We start from the raw sequence: 19,842 nt of genomic DNA, 5'->3' as shown, positions 1-19,842 counted from the left end.
GGATCCATCTTAGCGCATAACGCACGGTTTTTGATATAGCTCGCTAATTATTCTTCAATTAATGGCAGGTTGGACAGAACGATATATTCTTAAAATGTTCAATCTATTCAATGGTAAGGGGATAACATGTCCGAGAGCGAAAAAGAAAAACAGCCAACGGAAGTGTCGGAAAACAAAGAGACAAACAAAAAAGACAAAGTGAAGACGGTCACCAACTATCTGCTTTTGTTTATTGTCGTCATGCTCGGCTTCAGCATTGTGTCAGACCGTATTATTCCAGTGACCGATAATGCGCGTGTTAAAGGTTACATCGTGCCGATTAAGCCGCAGGTCTCTGGCAATGTACTCAATATTAACGTTCGTCCGAACCAACTTGTTGAAGAAGGTGATGAGCTCGCCGTTCTCGATAAATCTGACTATGAAATCGCGGTAAAGCAAGCCGAAGAGAATCTTGAAATCGCAGGGCAAAACGTTGGCGCGCAAACCGCATCAATCGCTTCGGCTCAAGCAAGATTAACGTCTGCGATTGTTGAGCGCCAAAACACCGAAGCGCAAGCCAACCGTGTACTTGCTATGGCAGAGAAAGGTGTGGTTTCTAAATCGGATGCAGACAAAGCCAGAGCATCATTGGCAACGGCAAGAGCAAACGTCGTAAATGCCGAAGCGGATCTTGAAAAAGCGAAACAACAACTCGGTGCTGAAGGTGAAGAAAACAGCCAAGTTAAAGCGGCATTGCTGGCACTTGAGCAAGCTCAGCTGAACTTAGAACGTACGGTGATTCGTGCGCCAACTCAAGGCGGCGTATCAAACTTTAGCTTAACCGAAGGCTTCTACGCTTCTGCAGGTCAGCCAATTATGACGTTTGTATCGACAGAAGATATCTGGATTGAGGCTTACTTCCGTGAAAACAGCCTAGGTAATGTCAGCATTGGGGACGAAGTAGAAATTGCCCTCGATTTTGTGCCGGGCAAGGTCATCAAAGGCAAAGTGAGCAGTATCGATTGGGGCATTGATTGGGGACAAAACCAGCAGGCGGGCAAACTGGCTCAAGCAAACCAGCAGACGGGGTGGTTACGCCAGACGCAAATGCTACCAATCGCGATTGAGTTTGATCGCGAAGAAGTCAGAGGAATGCTTCGCGTTGGCGGTCAAGCAGACGTGATTGTCTACAGTGGTGACAACTTTGTGTTCAACACCCTTGGCAAACTTTGGATTCGTCTACTGAGCGTATTGTCTTATGTCCGATAACCTGAGCATTGATAACGCAACTCAACGCCGGGTTCTGCGCTTCACCATAGGTGTGGGTTTGGCGGTGTTTCTCGCTGCTTGGATTAATTGGCAACTGGCGTTTGTCGCGCCAGTATTTACTGCGAAGTTCTTGGTTGATAAACCAAATCTTCATAGAGAAACGATTTACGAGTTGCTGCTGGCATTGATTGCCACCATGGGGTTGGGGCTGCTTCTTTCAGGAGGCATCACTCAATACCCAATTGTTCTACTGATTGCTGTCGGTTTAACGATGGCATGGGGTTACTACTTGTTTACTGACCCCAAATGGAATCTGTTCGCGACCATTTTGTTGATTGCGGTATTGATGTTGCCATTTATGGCAATAAACAACCCAGCGATTTCCTTGGTGCTCGCGAGTGGCTTGGCTATTTCTGGGGCGGTATCGGTAGCGATTTTTGCTCTGGTCCATATTTATCTACCAGAGCCAGATAGCGAGTTCGCTGGCTATGCGCAGCCACCTATTGGTAAGGAACAACGTTGGCATGCGTCATTTCGAGCCATGCTGATTTCGTTTCCTGTGGTGTGCTTCTTCTTTGTTTTTCAGATTTCAGAAGCACTGCTCACCATGATGTTTGTCGCGCTACTGTCTTTGATGATAACCGCAGAGAAGTCGGTGAAATTAAGCGCGTTCTTAATCATCAGTAATGCTATCGGCGGGATGCTCGCCATCTCGGCGTTCTCGATACTCGCCATAGTGCCAAACATTTTCTTTTATACCGCTTTTATCTCGTTATTGGCGGTATGGATAGGGAAGAAAATTTATACCGTGCCAGAAAAGGCACCGATATTCGCCACCGCGTTCAGTACGTTGCTTGTTTTAATTGGCAGCACGCTTATGAGTTCGGGCGATATCGACAGCAACACATTTATCCGAATCTTCCAATTGGTATTGGTCGGGACGTACATGATTCTCGCGTCGTTATTCTTAGAAACACGGCAATGGAAGTTTTTGCAAACATAACCGCTTAAATACGAAAAGGTAACGCTATGATAGCTTCAAATGATTTCTCTAAACAGGCGATAGACGCCGCAATCAAGATCGGAGCAGTAGCGTTACTGATCTGGTGGTGTTTTTCAATCCTCAGTCCATTCATCATGCTAGTGGTGTGGGGTGGCATTATTGCTATTGCTCTCTATCCAGTCATGATGACGCTTCATAATCGCTTAGGCATTTCAAAAGGCAAGGCGAGTGCGCTCCTCAGTACCATCGGTGTGCTGTTACTTTTAGTTCCCCTTATTGCACTTTCATCCGGTCTTTATACCAGTGTTACCGAGGTCGTCACTGGGTTGCAAGATGGCACTTTAGTTGTACCTAAGCCACAAGAAAGCTTAAAAGAGATCCCTGTCGTGGGGGACAAACTGTTCGTTGCGATTAACTACGCATCGAACAACATGGAAGGCTTCTTAGTTAAGTATGGCGAGCAAGTGAAAGGCTTCCTTTCTCAAGCCGCATCTATTGTTGGTTCGGTAAGTGGTGGTTTCATCCAGTTCATCATTTCGACCATGATTGCAGGAGCATTCATGAGTAATGCAGAAGTTTGCCAGAAAGGTTTTACTAAGCTAGCTGACCGCCTCACCAATAAGAAAGGCGAAGCGTTGATTGATCTTTCAAAATCGACCGTTCGCAGTGTCGTTCAAGGTGTGATTGGCGTTGCTCTGATTCAGTCTGTCATGGCGGGTGTTGGTATGGTCGCAGTTGGCGTTCCTGCTGCTGCGCTTTGGATGGTTGCCGTTATTCTGATTGCGATTGTTCAGTTGCCGCCGATTCTGGCGTTGATTCCTGCTATTATTTACGTGTTTAGCGTCGAATCAACACTGGTTGCTGGCATCTTCCTAGTTTGGTGTATTTTGGTGAGTGCGAGTGATGCGGTACTGAAACCAGTACTTCTAAGCCGTGGTTCTGACACACCGATGCTTGTGACACTGTTGGGTGCACTGGGTGGTATGGCAATGTCTGGTATCGTAGGTCTGTTTGTTGGTGCCGTCGTGCTGAGCCTGACTTACCAGTTGATGGTGAACTGGTTAGATGAAGATGACACTGAAGCAAACAAAGCACTGAGCATTGACCAAAAAGCGAAGGAGGAAGACAAAGTAGAGGTGGTGTCATGAAACCGATGACCAGGGAAGACAACTTTTACTTTTTGTTTTTCGCGCTCATTGCGCTGTTCTTCGGCTGTGCTGTGATGCATCAGTTTTATCCAGATGGGCAGGAATTTGTTCTTGCTCTTTTGGTGGTGACATTAGGCGCTTCGATTGCAGGTATCAACAAGAAGAACAAATCCAACCGAACATGGTATGGCGTGTTACTGATTGTTGCTGTCATCTCCTATGGGATGTCGTTTTTAGAGCATTTAGATCTGTCCATTTTGACGCTAGGTGCGTTATTGGTGTTCTTGTTTTCGCACATATATTCGGCGCTAAAGCAGGTGGTGTTAACTAAGTCGGTGACGACAAACCACATCATCGGTTCGATTTGTATTTATCTGCTATTAGGACTCGCGTGGGCGGTGATTTATTTGTTGGTGTTGGAGTTCTTCCCGAGCTCTTTCACTGGTTTAGAAGCAAAGCCTTGGCTGTCGAACTTGTTTAATGCCTTGTACTTTAGTTTTATCACGTTGACGACGGTGGGCTATGGTGACATTTCACCAACGGTTCCAGTGGCTCAGTTCTTCGTTTTCTTTGAAGCGATAGTCGGGAGCTTTTACTTAGCCATCATGGTGGCAAGTTTGGTGAGTATTCGTTTGGCCCAAGCACAGAGTTAGCAAACAAATGAATGGTTTAAATGGCGGAGCTGAAAAGTCTCCGCCATTTTTGTTTTAAGATGAAATGAACTTAGCCATTAAATGCACGAGCAACGCGACCTTCACAACTGATCGTGTAGTTCCCTACATAAGCAGGAATGAAAGCCGATTGCCCTTTGCCAAGCACCAATGTTTCGCCATTTTCTGCAAGCAGCGTTACGTCCGCATCGATTGGCATCAAGATTTCCGCACTGCTCATCTCAACTTGTTGATCTTTTGGCTCTTGGAAGACAGAGAACTTGAAGTCTTGCACAGGAACAGGGAAGTGGTGCTCACAGCCATTGATTTCTGCTTGGGTTAGCAGCGTGTTCATTGGCTTTGGAACGAAGTCGGTACACTTAACCAGTTCTTCCACATCCATATGTTTTGGTGTCAAACCAGCACGAAGTACGTTGTCTGAGTTCGCCATGATTTCCAGCCCCGTACCTTTGATGTAAGCATGAGGCGTTCTTGCACTCAGGAACATGGCTTCACCGGGTTTAAGCGTAATAACGTTTAGTAGCATTGGAGCAAACAAACCAACGTCATTTGGGTACTGATCAGCAAGGTCTAAAATCAAGTCGCACACAGGGTGTGCTTGGTTCATTGCTGCATAACTTAATAGATGATCCACCGCGTTTACTTTGCGAACTTCTTCCATGGACAGAATTTCAACGAAGAAGTGACACAAGCCGTCTTGGTTAGGGTTACGCTCAAACTGTTCTAGGTAGCCGTTAATCTCAGGAATGTCACACTGGCGGAACTCAGCGATGATTTCATCAAACGGACGAAAGCCGTTCATCGCTTGGTATTCTGTTAGAGCGTAAACCAGCTCAGGCTTGTGGTTGGCATCTTTGTAATTACGATTAAATGCATTCAGCGGTACACCTAGCTGTTGTTCTTTTGCATAACCGAGCTCCGCATCTTGCTTGTTTGGATGCACTTGAATCGACAAAGCTTTATCTGCGGCAAGAATCTTGAATAGGAAAGGTAGGTCACCAAAGGCGTCTGCCGTGCTTTGGGATAGAAACGCTGACGGATCCTGCTTGATCAATTCCGATAGCGAAACATTTGTACTCGGAGCAGCACTTCCTTGTTTAACGGTAGAACAACCATTTGGATGCGTGCCCATCCAAACCTCGGCTTGAGGTTGTTGAGCTTCGTTAACAAAACCAAACAAATCTTGGATAGCAGTGCGGCTTCCCCAGTCGTAGTTTTGGATCTTATTGTCCATTTTGAAGAAGCATTTTGATGAAATAGTATTCGAATTCATGAATTTTACCCGTAGAAAGCCCTCCGAACTGAATCGGAAGCAAAAAATAGTGGAGATTAGATGGGTGAGCGGTTAACTCACCCTAAGAGGTGTAGAAGTCGCTTCTACAATGATGTGTCTACAACCTAAGCTTGGGAGCGAGCGGCTTTCTGGAAGGTTGAGCCTGTAAGAACGGTAATAACAACAAGCCAATAACGGCTGCGCATACCGAGATAGTGATAAAGAATCCGGTCCAGCTGTATTCTTCAAGAATCAATGCCAATGGGTAGCCAGAAAGTGCGGCACCCATGTAAGCAAACAAACCAACAAAGCCCGTTGCTGCACCAGCGGAATCTTTATGCGAACATTCTGCTGCAGCCATGCCTATCAACATTTGTGGACCAAACACGAAGAAGCCAATTGAGAACAACCCCGCAGCTTGAAAGGCAAAGTTGGTTAATGGCATCAACCAAAGCGCAGCAACAGATAAGAAAATACCAGCCGCAAATAACAGGTTCATCGGGCCTCGGTTACCACCGAATAATTTATCCGAGCCCCAACCAGCTACTAGAGAACCAACAAAGCCACCAATCTCAAACATCGACAATGCTGCGTTGGCATTGATTAGGCTGTAGTGGTGTTGTTCTGTCAGGTACAAGTTCCCCCAGTCATTGATGGCGGTGCGCACGATGTAAACCAGAACGTAACTGAACGCGAGCAACCAAATGTACTTGTTATTGAACACGTAATGTTTGAGGATTTCTTTGTAGCTCAGCCCTTGTCCGTGATTTTCTTGCGCCAGTTCTAACTTGTCATCACGCCATTGACCAACCGTTGGGAGTCCCTGAGTGGTCGGTTTATCGCGCAAGCGCCAACAAACAATGACACCAAGAATGACGCCGATAACGCCCGGTACGATAAAGCCTTCTCGCCAGCTGTAATGGAATGTAAGAAACCCCACGAGTAGGGGAATCAAAGCGCCGCCTACGTTATGGGCGGTGTTCCAAATTGCCCACAAGAAGCCCCGTTCTGAGCGCGAATACCAAGTCGTAAGTAACTTAGAGCACGAAGGCCAACCCCAACCTTGGAACCAAGCGTTCATCACCCAAAGTGCAGCGAGTGCAACCAAAGAGCTAGAGAAACCAAATGCGATATTGATAAGGCCCGTCGCGATTAAACCGACACCCATGAAAAAGCGAGGGTTAGAACGGTCAGAAATGGTGCCCGAGATAAACTTCGATAAACCATAGGTGATGTAGAAAAGCGTACCAATCATACCTATATCGGCTTTATCTAAACCTAAATCAGCAATCATTGCGGGTGCAGCGTAGTTGAAGGTTTTACGGGTGAAGTAAAAGCCCGCATAGCCAAGATACATGCCCAGCATGATGTGCAGGCGCCAGTAACGATAGCGTTCATCCACTTGGTCTTTGCTAAGGGGAGCTTGGTTGTAGCTCGGAGACTGAAATAATCCAAACATGCTCGTTACACCTTAGCTAATGTGATGGCGATTTGCGTGCCATCCACATGATCGTTCAAAGAGTAGATATACATTTTGCCGCCGAGCGCTTGCACGCGTTCTTGCATGCCGCGAACGCCCATGCCTTTCATGCAGTCTTCGGTTTTGAAACCAATGCCGTTGTCAGCGATGTTCAACGAAATGTTCTCGTCAATCGACAGCTCGATTACGATAGACGTCGCATTCGCGTATTTCGCTGCGTTGTTTAATGCTTCTTGGCACAAACGGAATAGGGTGACTTTTAACGTGTCGCCCAAAGACTCATAATCGCCTTGCCAATCAAGCACAACGCGAGTGCCATGATTGTCGAACTCCATTTCACGGGTTAGCTGGTGAACGGAATCTTTCAAATCCAAATCATCGAGCATTTTCGGACGTAGTTTGCTCAGCAGATGTTTGGTGGTGTCATAAACATTGAGTGAGAGGTTCTCGATCATGTCGGCACAGCGCGTGTTCATTTCTGCGTTATCAACGCGCTTAATGATGCTGGCTTGGGTACGAATCGCTGTGATGTTCTGACCAATCTCATCGTGCAGTTCCCTCGCCACGTCACGACGTACCGACTCTTCCGCTTGAATGAGTTGTCGAGACAAGGTTTGGTTTCTCGACAATTCGCCACGCAGCTTTTGGTTAAGATCTTTTTGTTTCTGCACCGCTAAACCGAGCATGATGCCCGTTAAGGTTTGCGCCGAAAGGGACAACAGAAGGTCAGTGATTTCTAGATTCGAAACACCACTGCGCGCAGCAATCAAGGCAATACTGTTTAACATGGTCGCAAGCAGTGCACCTTGCCACCCGTAACGCAGTGCCAAGACAATGATAGGGATCGCCATACAGAAAGGTGCAAATCGAGCCAGTTCATCAGGCAAGCTGGTTTGAACCAAAATGCTGGCAATCAACAGCACGCTATAAAGCAAGATATGACGAACTTTGAATTGAACTTCGTTTGCCAGTAAATTCGAGGTCAGTGGCGACCAAGGGCTTTGGAAGAGGTAGTTCCAAAGCAAGTAGCACATTGGCAGAACCAACAAACCGCCCGCAATGCTCGCTAACCATGCCATGTAGACAGACTGAACGTGATAACCAACCGCTAGTACGTTAATGCAAGATGTTACGAGCAACACGACCGCCATCACCGCTAAGTGCTGATTCTGATCGCCTTTGTAATACCGCTTGGCAAAGTAAACTACAGGAATGCTTAATACGCTGGCTACCAACACCATTAACCATTGCGGCTGTTCAAGCAGCAGAGCCAGTGCAACGGTCAATCCCCATTCGGCGAGATAAATCGTTGCCCAATACTTTGTGCGCGTGTGCAGTGTTAGCCCCAAACGCAACGCGAAGGGGAACAACAAGATCGCCAGCTCCGCATCGTTCACAAAGTAATAAGCGATCACCCACAGACAGAACCACGAGCATCCTGTCATGAATAAACCGCAAATGGAGGTGATGGTGTAGCTACGCATTAAAACGACTCTTGCGAGAACAGTTTGGCGAGCTCAACGTTGTTCTTTACGCCAAGCTTATCCATGGCGTTTGCACGGTGAACGTGAACGGTTTTATGGCTTAAGCCAAGCTCAGTGGCGATGGACTTCACATCTAAACCACGAGCCAGCAATTGGCACACTTCGTTTTCTCGGCGAGTCAGTTGAGTCAGCGTTGCTGCTTTGTCACTTGGTGTTGCGAGCTTTAACGCAATATCGGGCGTTAGGTAACAACCGCCTGAAGCACTGGTTCTTACGGCTTGAATCAACTCATCAGGGCTACAACGTTTACTCAGGTAACCTTTCGCGCCCAGTTTGAGTGACTTTTCAACCATTCCGGGTGAGTCATGCACACTTAACATGACACAAGCAATGCCTGAAGGGATTTCGGAGAGTAGGGTAAGCCCACTTTCGTCTGCCATCGAGATATCTAGGATAACTACATTTGGCTTGCACGCAGGTAATCCCACTCGAGCTTCTGCTACCGAGCTAAATTCACCTACAACATTCATGTTTGTTTCAAGGCTCAACAACTGAGCAAATCCAGAACGAACAATGACATGGTCATCAACAAGCGCTACGTTAATCATCTTAAATACCAAACTTCAGCAATACACAAACGAAAATGAGCTCAATACCAATTGGCGCGAGATAGGAGACAATCCTTTGGCACCTTTGATATAGAGAGCTCAATAAAAACCTACAATGATACTAAATTGCCCCAGTTTATTTAATGATCTCGCGCGCTTTGACTGGCAAAGCGCGCTGTTTGATTAAGCTTGGTTTTCTGCCATTTCAAGCTTCTTCTTGTTTTGACGAATCTTTTTCTCTTCCGCGATAGCAACGAAAGCAAGCAAAACAATACAAATCATTGCTGAGGTATCTAGGGCAGCGAACGTGCCTTTCCAACCCGTTAGGCCAAAGATTGGTGTGCCATCTGCAATCATACCAAGTCCCAGTTTCGCGAAGCTGTCACCAATTAGGTAAGCGAATGTGCCTTTAACGCCATCTGCAACACTGATTGCTTTCTTAGGAACAAAGCCAACCGCAGCAACACCGATAAGCAGTTGAGGACCAAACACAAGGAAGCCAAGAACAAATAGCGAGGCTAGGTACATGAACTCGCTGGTTGCGTGTTGGTAGAACTCTAGTGATACGATGATCAAACCCAAAGAAACACAAGCCACTAGCGCACGGCGACCATTAGCAAGGTCAGATAAGTAACCCCACATCAAAGTACCCACAAGCGCACCCACTTCGAATAGGGTAAAGCCAGAGATTGCTGCTTCTTTTGATAGACCAAGTTCTTGGTATGCGTAAACCGTTGACCATTGGTCGATACCGATACGCACGATGTAAAGGAAGATGTTTGCGAAGCAAAGTAGCCAGATCACTTTGTTTTTCAGAACGTACTCAACAAAGATCTCTTTCTTAGTCATTTGATTGCCTTCAGCCGCTTCATCTTCTTCGCTGACTGCTTCATCAAATAGCTCTTCAACTTTACCTAGACCGTAAGCTTCAGGAGAGTCGTTACCATAGCGCATACCGATGAAACCAACGATGATCGCAATGATAGAAGGGAACACGAACATGCCGATTACGTGACCGTCGAACAAGTAGTTAGCACCAAACAGAGCCACACCTGCAGCACCAGCGCCACCAACGTTGTGAGACATGTTCCAAAGACCTAGGTAAGAACCACGCTTGTTACGCGGTGTCCACTTAGTGATGGTCGAGTAACTAGAAGGACCACCAGTACTTTGGAAGAAACCACTTAGTGCGTAGAACGCCACCATCAAGAACAAGCTCGCGCTGCCACCGCCCATGCTGAAGCTGAAACCAAGCATTGCCAGACCAGAAAGGATAAGCATGAAAGGAAGGAACTGTTTGGTATTCTTACCATCGGCGTAGTAGGAAACCACGGTCTTACCAATACCGTAAGTGATCGAGAAACCCAGACCAATCAAACCTAGATCGGTCATCGACAAGCCGTAAGTAGAAATCATGTCGTTTTGTGCGACGTTGAAGTTTTTACGGATCAGGTACATGGTCAAGTAACCAATGAATACCACTAGGTAAGATTGGATAAATGGTTTGAACCACATTTTTCTACGTACTTCGACAGGAAGATCGAGGGTAGGCTTCCGGACTTGTTCAAGGAATTTTAACATCGTGAACTCTCTTGTATTAGTGTGATGCACTTGCGTGCTCGCTTTCTTTTAGCTGTCGGCGATTGTAGAGAGTCCTATTTTGAACCACATGAGAGGAGGGCTTAGATCGACTAGGAAAAATTCCTAGAAAACGATTGCTGATTACGAAAGCGTGAAAATCATCACATTCATAGAAATATAAATAGCGCTTAAAAAGCGGATAGAACGTATCTGTGGCGTGAATTGGCAAGTATTTGAACAGGCAATGATCTATGTTGAAGACCAATGTGTGTTGGCTCTTCTGCTCAGAGTGAGTCGCCTCCATTATCAAATTGCACTTGGATTGTGACTAATGACAGCCCGGAAGTTTGTGCTTAAACTAAAATAATCCTCGGTATTTTAAGATGATAGCTTGCATGCCCAACACTGATATTCCTTTGGTTCATTCGGAAGAAGTAAAGTTGTTCGCCACTATGCTCAATGAGCTGGATGGCGATATCCATTCCTTACTTGAATCCGCACGTATGCCACAGGATATCTTATCCACCCAATCCCCTGATGCGTTTGTGCCAGAGAGTGCATTAAAATCGGTATTCCAAACCTTAGGTGAACGAGCATCACCAGAGAAGTTTGCTTTGCTTACTTGGACGCTTTGCCACGATATCTACGTTCCTAGGTTTGCCAATCAAATTACCCAAACGCACTCACTTAAAGCGGCATTGGAAGAAGTCTCCCAACTGCTAAAACAGATCTCAGATAATGTCAGTCTTTCGGTCGTATCGCGGGGCGGTAAATGGTGGCTCGTCAGAGAAAAGCAGGACGCAGAAAGAGAATGGTTTCGTTATGCAGAAATGTTCTCCGCCATGTTCATGAATGAACTGCTCAAAAAGCTTGTGGGTTCACAATGGCGATTGGCTGAAGTCGGGATTCAAGATCTAGAAGCCGAGCCATTCAATCTATTACCGGGAATGAAGAGCGCGCAGTTCTTTACTGGTAGACCGGTTACTGCCATCTCGATTCCTAATAATTGGATTAACCAGCCGATTGCTTTTACGCCATCTCAAACTGCACCAAGCACGAGTTTTCGTGGTGAGGATGATAAGTTCAGCGATGCGTTAGCAAGGGCGCTGACGCCTTATCTCTCGATGGGTAAGATCTCTATCCAGTTTGCTGGTGAACTGATTGATATGAATGCTCGAACCATTCAAAGACGGTTGGCGAGCGAGAACACAACTTATCGAGAAGTTATCGAAGGCTTAGTGCTTAAACAAACGCTGGAACTGTTGGCGGACCGAGACCTCAGTATTACGCACATTGCACTTAAAACAGGCTATTCAGACTCAGCTCACTTCACCCGCGCGTTTAAGCGAATGATGAATCTCACGCCTAAAGCGTATCGTCAATCTTTGTCATAATGAGTTACACATAAAGCCTTTGAATTTTTGGAGGTTTTGGTGTGAATTCACGTTTCAGAAGAATATCCGCATGTTGTCGTGTAAAGGCAATTAACCCTGCTTGAACTTCTTCATTATTACTCCTAGTTTTAACGTAAGCCGTCTGTTTCATATGTACTTTTTGTATTTGGTGATCATTTGTTTTTGGTTATCACTGAATCAGGCGCCCTCATAACACCACTGTTCTTGCAGGGAAGTTATAGGAAATGGACCCCAACTATCCAAAAAACGTAGGTGTAATAATGACAATTTCTAAGAAGAACCTTTCTTTCGTTGCGCTATCTTGTGCATTTGCCTTAAACGCGAATGCAGCATCGACACTGTTTACTAACGTTGATGTTTTCAATGGCACCGATGAAAAGCTACTTCAAAACCAGAATGTCTTAGTCGTGGATAACATGATTAAGGAGATCTCACCGAAGCCCATTAAAGCTGATAAGCAAACAACAACAATTAATGGCGAAGGCTTAACCATGATTCCTGGCTTAATCGACATGCATTCCCACATGTGTATTCAAGAAGGCATGTTGGTTGGTCGAGATGGTTATGATCAAATGGCGATGGGGGCTCGTGCCCATGTTTCCATGATGCAGTATCTAGACCAAGGCTTTACGACGGCTCGTGATGCTGGCTGTAATATTCTTGGTATCGCGAAAGCCATCAATAACGGTTTACTTGAAGGGCCGCGATTGTTCCCTGCAGGCGGTTTCTTGAGCCAGACTGGTGGTCACGCGGATACCGGTAGCTTTAACGATGTTCCAGGACGCGTTGACGATCTTGAACGCCACGGCTTCGGCTATATCGTCGATGGTGAAACAGAAGCTCGTCGTGCTGCACGTCAGAACCTACGTTCGGGAGCGACGCAGATTAAAATCATGGCTGGCGGTGGTGTTGCGAGTGAGTTCGATCCAATTCACATGACGCAATTCTCTAAACAAGAGATGGAAGCGATTGTAGGCGTAGCCGAGGATTACGGTACCTACGTCATGGCGCACGCTTATCATGATCGTTCGGTTAACCGTGCCATTGATGCTGGCGTAAAAGTGATTGAGCATAACTTCTTAATTTCCGAAGAAACCATTAAGCGGATGAAAGAAAAGGGTGTGGCACTTTCTGCACAAGCAGTGATGTCTCTCGAAGCCTTTGCTGAACCTGAAAAGATCACCTTCTTCAGTCCGGATCAAAAAGCCAAAGCGACCAAAGTAAACGAAGGCGCGAAACAGATGTTTGAATGGGCGCGTAAATACGACCTTTTGATTGTTACGGGCGGCGATATGTTCGGTCCGGCTTACAACACTCGCCAAGCAGACAACATGGTTTGGATGGAGAAAGTCGGATTTACACCATATGAGATCATGAAGATGGGCACATCGAATGCAGCAGAAGTGCTGAGTTGGTCGGGCGGCATGAACCCATAAATACGGTAAACTTGGCGTTGTGGAGCCTGGTGCTTACGCTGATGTGGTGCTGGTGGATGGAAATCCTCTGCAAGACATCACAATTCTTAACGATTACCAAGATAAATTCAAAGTAATTATGAAAGACGGGAAGATCCACAAGAATACCTTGTAGTAAACTCTTTCGACTATTTGGGGACGCTGGATGTCCCCAAATTTTTCTCTAAAAGACAAAAAACTATTCAAGGGAACGTATGAAGAAGTACCTATTGGCTGGCTTAGTTTTGCTGGCTTCATCAAATGTATCCGCCGATCAATTAAGCTGGGAGCAATTGCTGCCGGTGAATGTTCCTCAGATTGAAGACCCATTTGTAAAACTCACAGACCAACAACTTTTTGAACTGGGCTCTCTTGCAAGATATCGCGATTCTCAAAATCTTAATGAGCAACAAAAGCAAACCATGAAAGAACTGGAAGACAGTTTAAAAGCTGACGACTTAGACATTGAGTGGTTGTTTAAAAAGCGCAACGAAATTACTGAACATCGTCGTATGTTGGCATCGATGCCAAACGCAACGCTAACAGAAGACACTTATGAAATTCCTGGCTTTGTAACGCCAGTAGAATTTAACAATGACGTTGTCACAAAATTTTTCCTTGTTCCAACCATGGGGGCTTGCATCCATACGCCACCGCCACCTGCAAACCAAATTGTTTTGGTTGATTATCCAAAAGGCTTAAAGCTCACCTCTCTTTACGAGCCAATCTGGGTGAAAGGGGATCTGCATGTGAAAAAGACCAAAGCAGATGTTTCATACTCTGATGGTGCTGCGAACGTAGAAACCATCTACCAAATGGACGAAGTTTCAATTCGGCCTTACCGATAAGAGTACACCACCGAAAATACAAAAAGCAGTGAGCTGTCGCTTAATGGCAATTTTCAAAACTCTGAATCATTAAACTCTTTTTCTAGAAATCAATTTAATGAGAAACCAGACATGAAAGTAACTGTTCCAAAGCTTAGTTTTATCGCTCTTTCACTTGTAATGGCGTCATCGGTTAACGCGGCAAATTTCGGTAGCCCTGATACGGTAGACAATACCATTGCTGAAAATGCACGTGAAAAACGCACTTGGCGAGAGTCATTAGCGGAAGATCATAACTTAACGTTTGGTTTGGATTACCAAGCGCTTGGCTTAACGGCTTCTGACCCACAAAGTGGTGGTGAAGATACAGCAAGCGCTGGTGTTGCTCGCTTCTACGGTAGTTGGAATCTGATCGGCCTTGATTCTGGCAATACGGGCGGATTGGTTTGGAAAGTCGAACATCGCCATGCTTACAGTGATTTGTCACCGAAAGAATTTAGCTTTATCGGTAACGGTTTAGGTTACGCGGGCATGATTGGTCCTGCATACAGCGATCAAGGTGCTCGTCTAACTAACCTATATTGGAAACAAAAGCTCAATGGTGGCAAAACCGCGTTCATGGTGGGTTTCTTAGATACCACGGACTATGTTGATACATACGCTTTAGCAAGTCCGTGGACCGGATTCAGTAACCTTGCATTCAGTACTGGTGGCGGTTCCATTGGTCTACCGGATGATGGAATTCTAGGTTTAGCCGTCGGACACATGCTGACTGATAACTTCTATATGGTTGCAGGTGTGGCCGATGGCAAAGGGCGTTCAGATGAACCATTTGATGGCTTCGATACCTTATTCAACGATCATAAATTGTTTACGACGTTCGAACTGGGTTGGACGGCATCACAAGATCAAATCTATACCGATAATGTTCACCTAACCGCTTGGCATTTGGATGGCGACACGCAACATAACCTAACGAATAAGGACAGCGGGCAGGGTATTAACTTTTCAGCAAGCTACTTTGCTACAGAACAATTAATGCCATTTGTTCGTGGCGGCTTCTCGGAAGGCGATGTGGCACTTTATGATCGCTCCCTAACGGTGGGGATTGGTTACTTTGGTTTAGGTAAACCAACCAATAACCTAGGCTTCGCGGTCAACTGGAGCCATGTTAACGATAACCTAGAGCACGCTTATGGTGTGGACGACTCTGAACAGTTCACTGCCGAGCTTTATTACAACATGCAGTTGAACGACTACATCCAAATCACACCGGATATTCAGTACATCAAAGACCCAGCATTTTCGAACAAAAGCAGCACTTGGGTATTAGGTCTTCGTGCGAGAATATTCATCTAGATGATTATGTTTATTTGCTTCACTAAGAATAACTGTATATAAATACAGTTATTCTATTTTTGGGCTAATTTTGCTGTCGCAAAGAGAAAGGGAAAGGCAATGAACATCGCGTTGAGAGACAAAATCATTCAGGTGTGTAAGAAGAAAATAGAGCAGAAAGGCGACAATGTTGGCGTGTCCTTTTACGCCTTTTTCGCTAATAAGAATGACAACCCTGCGTTACTTATGGAAGCGGCGACTTGGTGGATTCAAACTCATCAACTCGATCACTTCGAAAAAGCGACCAAGATTATTCATTTAGTTGAATCCGAAATGTAGAAAGGGGCACATAATGTGCCCCTTTTTTCAGCCCCAAACTTAGATATTTATAATCAGAGATTAAGCTCTTGCGAACTTATAGGTACGGTAACCGCCAAGTAGGTTACGTGCTTTAAATCCTGAATTGACCAGTTGACGATAAGCGACGTTACCGCGCAAACCGACCTGACAATAAATCACGATCTCTTTGTCTTTCGGCAGTTCATTCATACGTTGACGAAGTTGGTCGACAGGAATATTGATCGCGCCTTCAATGAAGCCGACAGATTCCAATTCTCCCGGATTACGAACATCAAGCAGCACTTGGTTTTCTGACAGGTTGTCGATTTCATCAAAATGAATCGCTGTTGCATCACCTTTAATGATGTTGTTCGCAACGAAAGCCGCTTGGTTAATCACATCTTTCGCTGATCCATACGGTGGCGCGTAAGTGAGCTCAAGGTGTTGCAGCTGTTCTACCGTCATACCTGCACGCTGAGCAACTGCCATTACGTCGATACGTTTATCAACGCCATCTTTACCTACGGCTTGTGCACCTAAAATCTTTCCGGTTGCTGGATCAAACAACATTTTGAACGACACAGTTTCTGCGCCAGGGTAGTAGCTAGCATGACTTGCTGTGTGGACATACACTTTTTCATAAGCGATGTTTTCACGTTTTAGCTGCTTCTCGTTTTTACCAGTAGAAGCGACGGCTAAATCAAAGATCTTACAGATCGCCGTGCCTTGTGTACCTTGGTAAGTTTCTTGGCGGCCAAGCATGTTGTCTGCTGCCATACGACCTTGACGGTTTGCCGGACCTGCCAACGGAACAAGTGTTTGTTCACCAGTGACAAAGTCTTTCTCTTCAACCGCATCACCAACGGCATAGATGGAAGGATCGCTGGTTTGCATGTACTCGTTGGTGTAGATACCACCTAGCGAGCCGATTTGAAGACCGGCTTCTTGTGCGAGTTTTGTCTCAGGGCGAACACCAATTGCCATGATCAGGATATCGGTATCAAGCTGGTCACCATTGTTTAGAGACAGCGTCAGTTTTCCTTGAAGGTGTTGGTGCGTGTCATCTTCACCCGCTTCAGTGTTAGCGACAGATTGGTTCGCCACATACTCAACAGAAGATAGAGCAACGCCTAAACGCAGGTCGATGCCTTTCTCACGAATTTCAGCATGAGCAAAGCCAGCCATTTCTCGGTCAACGGGCGTCATCACTTGATCCACCATTTCAACCAATGTGGTTTTTACGCCAAGCTGGTGGAACGCTTCCATCATTTCCAGACCTATGAAACCACCGCCAACGACCGTAGCGTGTTCAACTTTGTTGGTTTCGATCGTTTTAATGATGCGATCCATATCTGGAATATTGCGCAGCGAGTGCGTTAACGGGTTATCAATACCCGGAATAGGTGGCACAACGGGACCTGCACCAGGGCTAAGTAGAAGAAAGTCGTAGCTCTCTTGGTATTCAGAGCCATCAAGTAGGTTCTTAACCGTAACCGTTTTATCTTGGCGGTTAATTGAAACCACTTCGTTCATCACACGAACATCAACATTGAAACGCGCTAAAAAGCTTTCAGGCGTTTGAAGAAGTAGTTTGCTGCGTTCTTGGATATCGCCACCAATGTGGTACGGCAAGCCACAGTTTGCAAATGACACAAATGGACCGCGTTCAAACATAATGATTTCTGCGCCTTCACTAAGACGACGAGCGCGAGCTGCTGAAGATGCACCGCCAGCAACACCACCAATAATCACGATTTTGCTCATGGATTTCTCCTACTGAATGATCGAAAACGCCTACACCTTACTTAATTGAATTAGCCATGTCTAATGTTATCTATCCTACATTAGCATTGACTTAATAATATTAATTAGTAATATCTAATAAAAGTTAACGTATTGATGAAGGGGCATAAGAATGGGCGACAGTATGCTACAAAGCGCGACCGAAGCGAGTGAGCTACTTAAAATAATGGCTCATCCAGAGCGCTTAATCGTGATGTGCAAGCTGATTGAAGGTGAAAAAGGGGTCGGTGAGCTGTTTGAAGGCTCAACATTAAGCCAATCTGCCTTTTCACAACACCTCACCGTATTGAGAAAACACAACATCATCAAGGCACGGAAGGTGTCTCAGCAGGTGTTCTATTCGATTTCTGATGGAAGAGTCGCTCCGCTGATCGAAGCGTTTAACCAAGTTTTCTGTAAGCAGTAATTCAAAACTTTATACTGGTGGTTGTTATGTTTGAAGTTCCTTGGGTGTCGCTTTTGGGCGGTGTCATGGTTGGCGCATCAGCGGTGATATTAATGCTTTTCAATGGCAAGACCGCGGGAATCAGCGGGATCTTAAATGGTGCCGTTGAGAATGCCGACAGAGTTTGGCGAATTGTGTTTTTAATTGCGATGGCATTGGGCGGTGTGTTTGCCGTTTATGTTCTTGGCGTGCATGTACCAACTGAGTACAGCGGCAATCTTGGTTTGGTTGTAGTAGCTGGTTTGTTTGTTGGGGTGGGTACGCGTATTGGTAATGGTTGCACAAGTGGTCATGGCATTTGTGGGATGGGGCGTTTCTCTGTCCGTTCCGTCGTTGCGACGTGTACTTTTATGGCCACAGCCATGTTAACCGTCTTACTGGTATCGTGAGGAATAGTGTTGTTATGAAAACTCACGTAATGAAAAGTATTAAACAAATTTCCATTGTCGCATTTTCTGGTGCGCTTTTTGGCATTGGTATGGTGATTTCCGGTATGGCTGATCCGGCAAAAGTGATTGGCTTCCTAGATATTACCGGAGAATGGGATCCAAGCTTAGCCTTCGTCATGGGGGGAGCACTTGCGGTGTTCGTTCCTGCTTATCTGTTATTAATAAAGCCAAGAAGTGAATCTGTGTTTGGTGGTGAGATTGTCTGTCCGACTTCTAAAACGATAGACAAAAAGTTAGTTGGTGGTGCAGCACTGTTTGGTATTGGATGGGGCTTACTCGGTGTGTGTCCTGGTCCTGCGGTTGCCAGCCTCTTTACTGGCAACACACAAGTCCTGTTCTTTATAGCGGCAATGTTGGTTGGTTCGTTCACCGCTAAAACAATTGTTCGCGGCTAAAGAGTACTTCAATTCTAAAAAGTGAGTGTCGTAGAAACCGGACAATGATCACTCAGTTTGTAGTCGAGCACATCTTGTGTTTTGAAAACGGTTTGAACACCAGACGACGCTTTTAAATCACCACTCACAATGATGTGGTCTATCACCGAGCGGAATTGGTGGGTTTTCTTCGGATTACGATTAGAACGTACTTTACATTCCGCTTTGGTATTTTTGGTCACTAGCTTTGCATCGGTATTGTCCGATAGCACTTCCCATAACCAATCTCCTCGATAACCCAAATTGTGGTTAAAGTCGCCAAGTACCACATATTGTTGTTTGTTGTCCTCACGCGCTTTTATCCACTTGGCTAGAGCCTGTCCTTGTTGTTTCACTATCTTACAATCGCGGTTATTGCGATATGCGCCACTGCAACCCGCCTTTAGGTGCACAGAGAGTAGGTGAGTTTCGTTATCTTGGTCTGGATTCAAAACAAGGTAGCTGGCGAAGCGGAGCTTGCTGTTGCCTCGTGTGATAGAAAAGTCTGGCTTGTCCAACACGCTCATACCATTACGTACCGCAAAACCTGTGTATTGATTGGTGTCATTGAACTGAAGGTGTCGGTTAGAGGCGTTTGAACGATCGGAAAGATAAATAGTGAAGTCATTGCCAACGGCTTTTTGGACAGCAGCGGCACTCTCGACTTCTTGAAAAGCGAGAATGTCGGCTTGTGTTTTATCCACATAGTGGTTCAGCTTTTCAAAATCTTGTGGTGTTCTTGACACTTTTCCACCATCTATAGATAACCATTCAATATTCCAGCTGGTTAAGTTGACGGAATTTTGAGCAAATGAAAAAGAACTAAAAAGTAATATCGTCGTAACAAAAAGTGATCGCATTTT

19 protein-coding genes are annotated in these 19,842 nt (G+C 45.6%); 12 read left to right on the top strand and 7 right to left on the bottom strand.

Features of this window, described 5'->3' with window-relative positions; genetic code table 11:
• Positions 1-126: 126 nt before the first annotated feature.
• From KIO97_RS19305 to KIO97_RS19290, 4 genes are read left to right on the top strand one after another with little or no spacing between them, the layout of a single operon-like run.
• Positions 127-1,248, top strand: a complete 1,122-nt coding sequence (locus KIO97_RS19305) for an HlyD family secretion protein (protein WP_005427157.1) — start codon at positions 127-129, stop codon at positions 1,246-1,248.
• Positions 1,238-2,251, top strand: coding sequence for a DUF2955 domain-containing protein (locus tag KIO97_RS19300; protein ID WP_285383716.1), 1,014 nt, complete (start codon positions 1,238-1,240; stop codon positions 2,249-2,251). Before KIO97_RS19305 ends, KIO97_RS19300 begins: the two co-directional genes overlap by 11 nt.
• Before the next feature lie 26 nt (positions 2,252-2,277).
• Complete coding sequence (locus KIO97_RS19295) at positions 2,278-3,399, top strand: AI-2E family transporter (protein WP_285383715.1); 1,122 nt, start codon at positions 2,278-2,280, stop codon at positions 3,397-3,399.
• Complete coding sequence (locus KIO97_RS19290; RefSeq protein WP_005446913.1) at positions 3,396-4,052, top strand: ion channel; 657 nt, start codon at positions 3,396-3,398, stop codon at positions 4,050-4,052. The genes KIO97_RS19295 and KIO97_RS19290 overlap by 4 nt, the downstream gene beginning before the upstream one ends.
• 70 nt (positions 4,053-4,122) lie before the next feature.
• Here KIO97_RS19290 and manA read toward each other — a convergent pair whose 3' ends face one another.
• The 5 genes from manA to uhpT form a co-directional block, all read right to left on the bottom strand.
• The gene (manA, locus tag KIO97_RS19285; protein ID WP_285383714.1) at positions 4,123-5,343 is read right to left on the bottom strand and encodes a mannose-6-phosphate isomerase, class I; all 1,221 of its coding nucleotides are present in this window, start codon (positions 5,341-5,343) and stop codon (positions 4,123-4,125) included.
• Positions 5,344-5,461: 118 nt separating this feature from the next.
• Entirely contained in the window at positions 5,462-6,802 is a 1,341-nt protein-coding gene (locus tag KIO97_RS19280; RefSeq protein WP_285383713.1) for an MFS transporter, read from the bottom strand.
• 5 nt (positions 6,803-6,807) lie between these two features.
• Positions 6,808-8,307, bottom strand: a complete 1,500-nt coding sequence (gene uhpB / locus KIO97_RS19275; protein ID WP_285383712.1) for a signal transduction histidine-protein kinase/phosphatase UhpB — start codon at positions 8,305-8,307, stop codon at positions 6,808-6,810.
• Positions 8,307-8,915 (bottom strand): transcriptional regulator UhpA, encoded by a 609-nt coding sequence (gene uhpA, locus KIO97_RS19270; RefSeq protein WP_285383711.1) that lies wholly within the window; start codon positions 8,913-8,915, stop codon positions 8,307-8,309. The genes uhpB and uhpA overlap by 1 nt, the downstream gene beginning before the upstream one ends.
• A gap of 183 nt (positions 8,916-9,098) precedes the next feature.
• On the bottom strand, positions 9,099-10,496 hold the full coding sequence (gene uhpT / locus KIO97_RS19265; RefSeq protein ID WP_038889605.1) for a hexose-6-phosphate:phosphate antiporter: 1,398 nt from the start codon (positions 10,494-10,496) through the stop codon (positions 9,099-9,101).
• Positions 10,497-10,891: 395 nt separating this feature from the next.
• On the opposite strand from uhpT, the gene KIO97_RS19260 reads away from it, so the two are divergent.
• The 5 genes from KIO97_RS19260 to KIO97_RS19240 all read left to right on the top strand — a co-directional run bounded on the left by KIO97_RS19260 (position 10,892) and on the right by KIO97_RS19240 (position 15,869).
• The gene (locus tag KIO97_RS19260; protein WP_038889606.1) at positions 10,892-11,890 is read left to right on the top strand and encodes a helix-turn-helix transcriptional regulator; all 999 of its coding nucleotides are present in this window, start codon (positions 10,892-10,894) and stop codon (positions 11,888-11,890) included.
• A 281-nt stretch (positions 11,891-12,171) separates the two neighbouring features.
• Entirely contained in the window at positions 12,172-13,347 is a 1,176-nt protein-coding gene (locus tag KIO97_RS19255) for an amidohydrolase family protein (protein ID WP_285383710.1), read from the top strand.
• A gap of 233 nt (positions 13,348-13,580) precedes the next feature.
• Positions 13,581-14,213: a DUF3299 domain-containing protein gene (locus tag KIO97_RS19250; protein WP_285383709.1), complete on the top strand. Its 633-nt coding sequence runs from the start codon at positions 13,581-13,583 to the stop codon at positions 14,211-14,213.
• A 111-nt stretch (positions 14,214-14,324) separates the two neighbouring features.
• Positions 14,325-15,551 (top strand): carbohydrate porin, encoded by a 1,227-nt coding sequence (locus tag KIO97_RS19245; protein ID WP_285383708.1) that lies wholly within the window; start codon positions 14,325-14,327, stop codon positions 15,549-15,551.
• Between the two features lie 99 nt (positions 15,552-15,650).
• Positions 15,651-15,869 (top strand): DUF6500 family protein, encoded by a 219-nt coding sequence (locus KIO97_RS19240; protein WP_051118657.1) that lies wholly within the window; start codon positions 15,651-15,653, stop codon positions 15,867-15,869.
• Positions 15,870-15,929: 60 nt separating this feature from the next.
• Here the strand turns inward: KIO97_RS19240 and KIO97_RS19235 are convergent, their stop codons facing one another.
• A complete protein-coding gene (locus KIO97_RS19235) occupies positions 15,930-17,633 on the bottom strand; it encodes an FAD-dependent oxidoreductase (RefSeq protein ID WP_285383707.1) in 1,704 nt (567 codons plus the stop codon).
• A 151-nt stretch (positions 17,634-17,784) separates the two neighbouring features.
• Here KIO97_RS19235 and KIO97_RS19230 point away from each other — a divergent pair, with 151 nt between their 5' ends.
• The 3 genes from KIO97_RS19230 to KIO97_RS19220 are packed head-to-tail and all read left to right on the top strand — an operon-like array spanning position 17,785 to position 18,961.
• Complete coding sequence (locus tag KIO97_RS19230; protein ID WP_005536098.1) at positions 17,785-18,078, top strand: helix-turn-helix transcriptional regulator; 294 nt, start codon at positions 17,785-17,787, stop codon at positions 18,076-18,078.
• Positions 18,079-18,104: 26 nt separating this feature from the next.
• Entirely contained in the window at positions 18,105-18,506 is a 402-nt protein-coding gene (locus KIO97_RS19225; protein WP_285383706.1) for a YeeE/YedE family protein, read from the top strand.
• Positions 18,507-18,520: 14 nt separating this feature from the next.
• Complete coding sequence (locus KIO97_RS19220) at positions 18,521-18,961, top strand: YeeE/YedE family protein (protein ID WP_285383705.1); 441 nt, start codon at positions 18,521-18,523, stop codon at positions 18,959-18,961.
• Between the two features lie 14 nt (positions 18,962-18,975).
• On the opposite strand, the gene KIO97_RS19215 is transcribed toward KIO97_RS19220, so the two are convergent.
• Positions 18,976-19,839, bottom strand: coding sequence for an endonuclease/exonuclease/phosphatase family protein (locus tag KIO97_RS19215; protein ID WP_134977091.1), 864 nt, complete (start codon positions 19,837-19,839; stop codon positions 18,976-18,978).
• Positions 19,840-19,842: the final 3 nt, after the last annotated feature.

It is taken from the genome of Vibrio sp. B181a (assembly GCF_030248375.1).
Lineage (GTDB): Bacteria > Pseudomonadota > Gammaproteobacteria > Enterobacterales > Vibrionaceae > Vibrio > Vibrio campbellii.
Note: the sequence above shows the minus strand (reverse complement) of the source record. Positions and strands in the feature narration are given on the sequence as shown.

What these genes read in the sequence shown, in the direction of transcription:
- KIO97_RS19220 (WP_285383705.1), top strand. Translation starts at nt 18,521, where the DNA reads ATGAAAACTCACGTAATGAAAAGTATTAAACAAATTTCCATTGTCGCA.
- KIO97_RS19240 (WP_051118657.1), top strand. Translation starts at nt 15,651, where the DNA reads ATGAACATCGCGTTGAGAGACAAAATCATTCAGGTGTGTAAGAAGAAA.
- uhpT (WP_038889605.1), bottom strand. Translation starts at nt 10,496, where the DNA reads ATGTTAAAATTCCTTGAACAAGTCCGGAAGCCTACCCTCGATCTTCCT.
- KIO97_RS19280 (WP_285383713.1), bottom strand. Translation starts at nt 6,802, where the DNA reads ATGTTTGGATTATTTCAGTCTCCGAGCTACAACCAAGCTCCCCTTAGC.
- KIO97_RS19250 (WP_285383709.1), top strand. Translation starts at nt 13,581, where the DNA reads ATGAAGAAGTACCTATTGGCTGGCTTAGTTTTGCTGGCTTCATCAAAT.
- uhpA (WP_285383711.1), bottom strand. Translation starts at nt 8,915, where the DNA reads ATGATTAACGTAGCGCTTGTTGATGACCATGTCATTGTTCGTTCTGGA.
- KIO97_RS19295 (WP_285383715.1), top strand. Translation starts at nt 2,278, where the DNA reads ATGATAGCTTCAAATGATTTCTCTAAACAGGCGATAGACGCCGCAATC.
- KIO97_RS19225 (WP_285383706.1), top strand. Translation starts at nt 18,105, where the DNA reads ATGTTTGAAGTTCCTTGGGTGTCGCTTTTGGGCGGTGTCATGGTTGGC.
- manA (WP_285383714.1), bottom strand. Translation starts at nt 5,343, where the DNA reads ATGAATTCGAATACTATTTCATCAAAATGCTTCTTCAAAATGGACAAT.
- KIO97_RS19290 (WP_005446913.1), top strand. Translation starts at nt 3,396, where the DNA reads ATGAAACCGATGACCAGGGAAGACAACTTTTACTTTTTGTTTTTCGCG.
- KIO97_RS19300 (WP_285383716.1), top strand. Translation starts at nt 1,238, where the DNA reads ATGTCCGATAACCTGAGCATTGATAACGCAACTCAACGCCGGGTTCTG.
- KIO97_RS19305 (WP_005427157.1), top strand. Translation starts at nt 127, where the DNA reads ATGTCCGAGAGCGAAAAAGAAAAACAGCCAACGGAAGTGTCGGAAAAC.
- KIO97_RS19245 (WP_285383708.1), top strand. Translation starts at nt 14,325, where the DNA reads ATGAAAGTAACTGTTCCAAAGCTTAGTTTTATCGCTCTTTCACTTGTA.
- uhpB (WP_285383712.1), bottom strand. Translation starts at nt 8,307, where the DNA reads ATGCGTAGCTACACCATCACCTCCATTTGCGGTTTATTCATGACAGGA.
- KIO97_RS19230 (WP_005536098.1), top strand. Translation starts at nt 17,785, where the DNA reads ATGGGCGACAGTATGCTACAAAGCGCGACCGAAGCGAGTGAGCTACTT.
- KIO97_RS19215 (WP_134977091.1), bottom strand. Translation starts at nt 19,839, where the DNA reads ATGCGATCACTTTTTGTTACGACGATATTACTTTTTAGTTCTTTTTCA.
- KIO97_RS19235 (WP_285383707.1), bottom strand. Translation starts at nt 17,633, where the DNA reads ATGAGCAAAATCGTGATTATTGGTGGTGTTGCTGGCGGTGCATCTTCA.
- KIO97_RS19255 (WP_285383710.1), top strand. Translation starts at nt 12,172, where the DNA reads ATGACAATTTCTAAGAAGAACCTTTCTTTCGTTGCGCTATCTTGTGCA.
- KIO97_RS19260 (WP_038889606.1), top strand. Translation starts at nt 10,892, where the DNA reads ATGCCCAACACTGATATTCCTTTGGTTCATTCGGAAGAAGTAAAGTTG.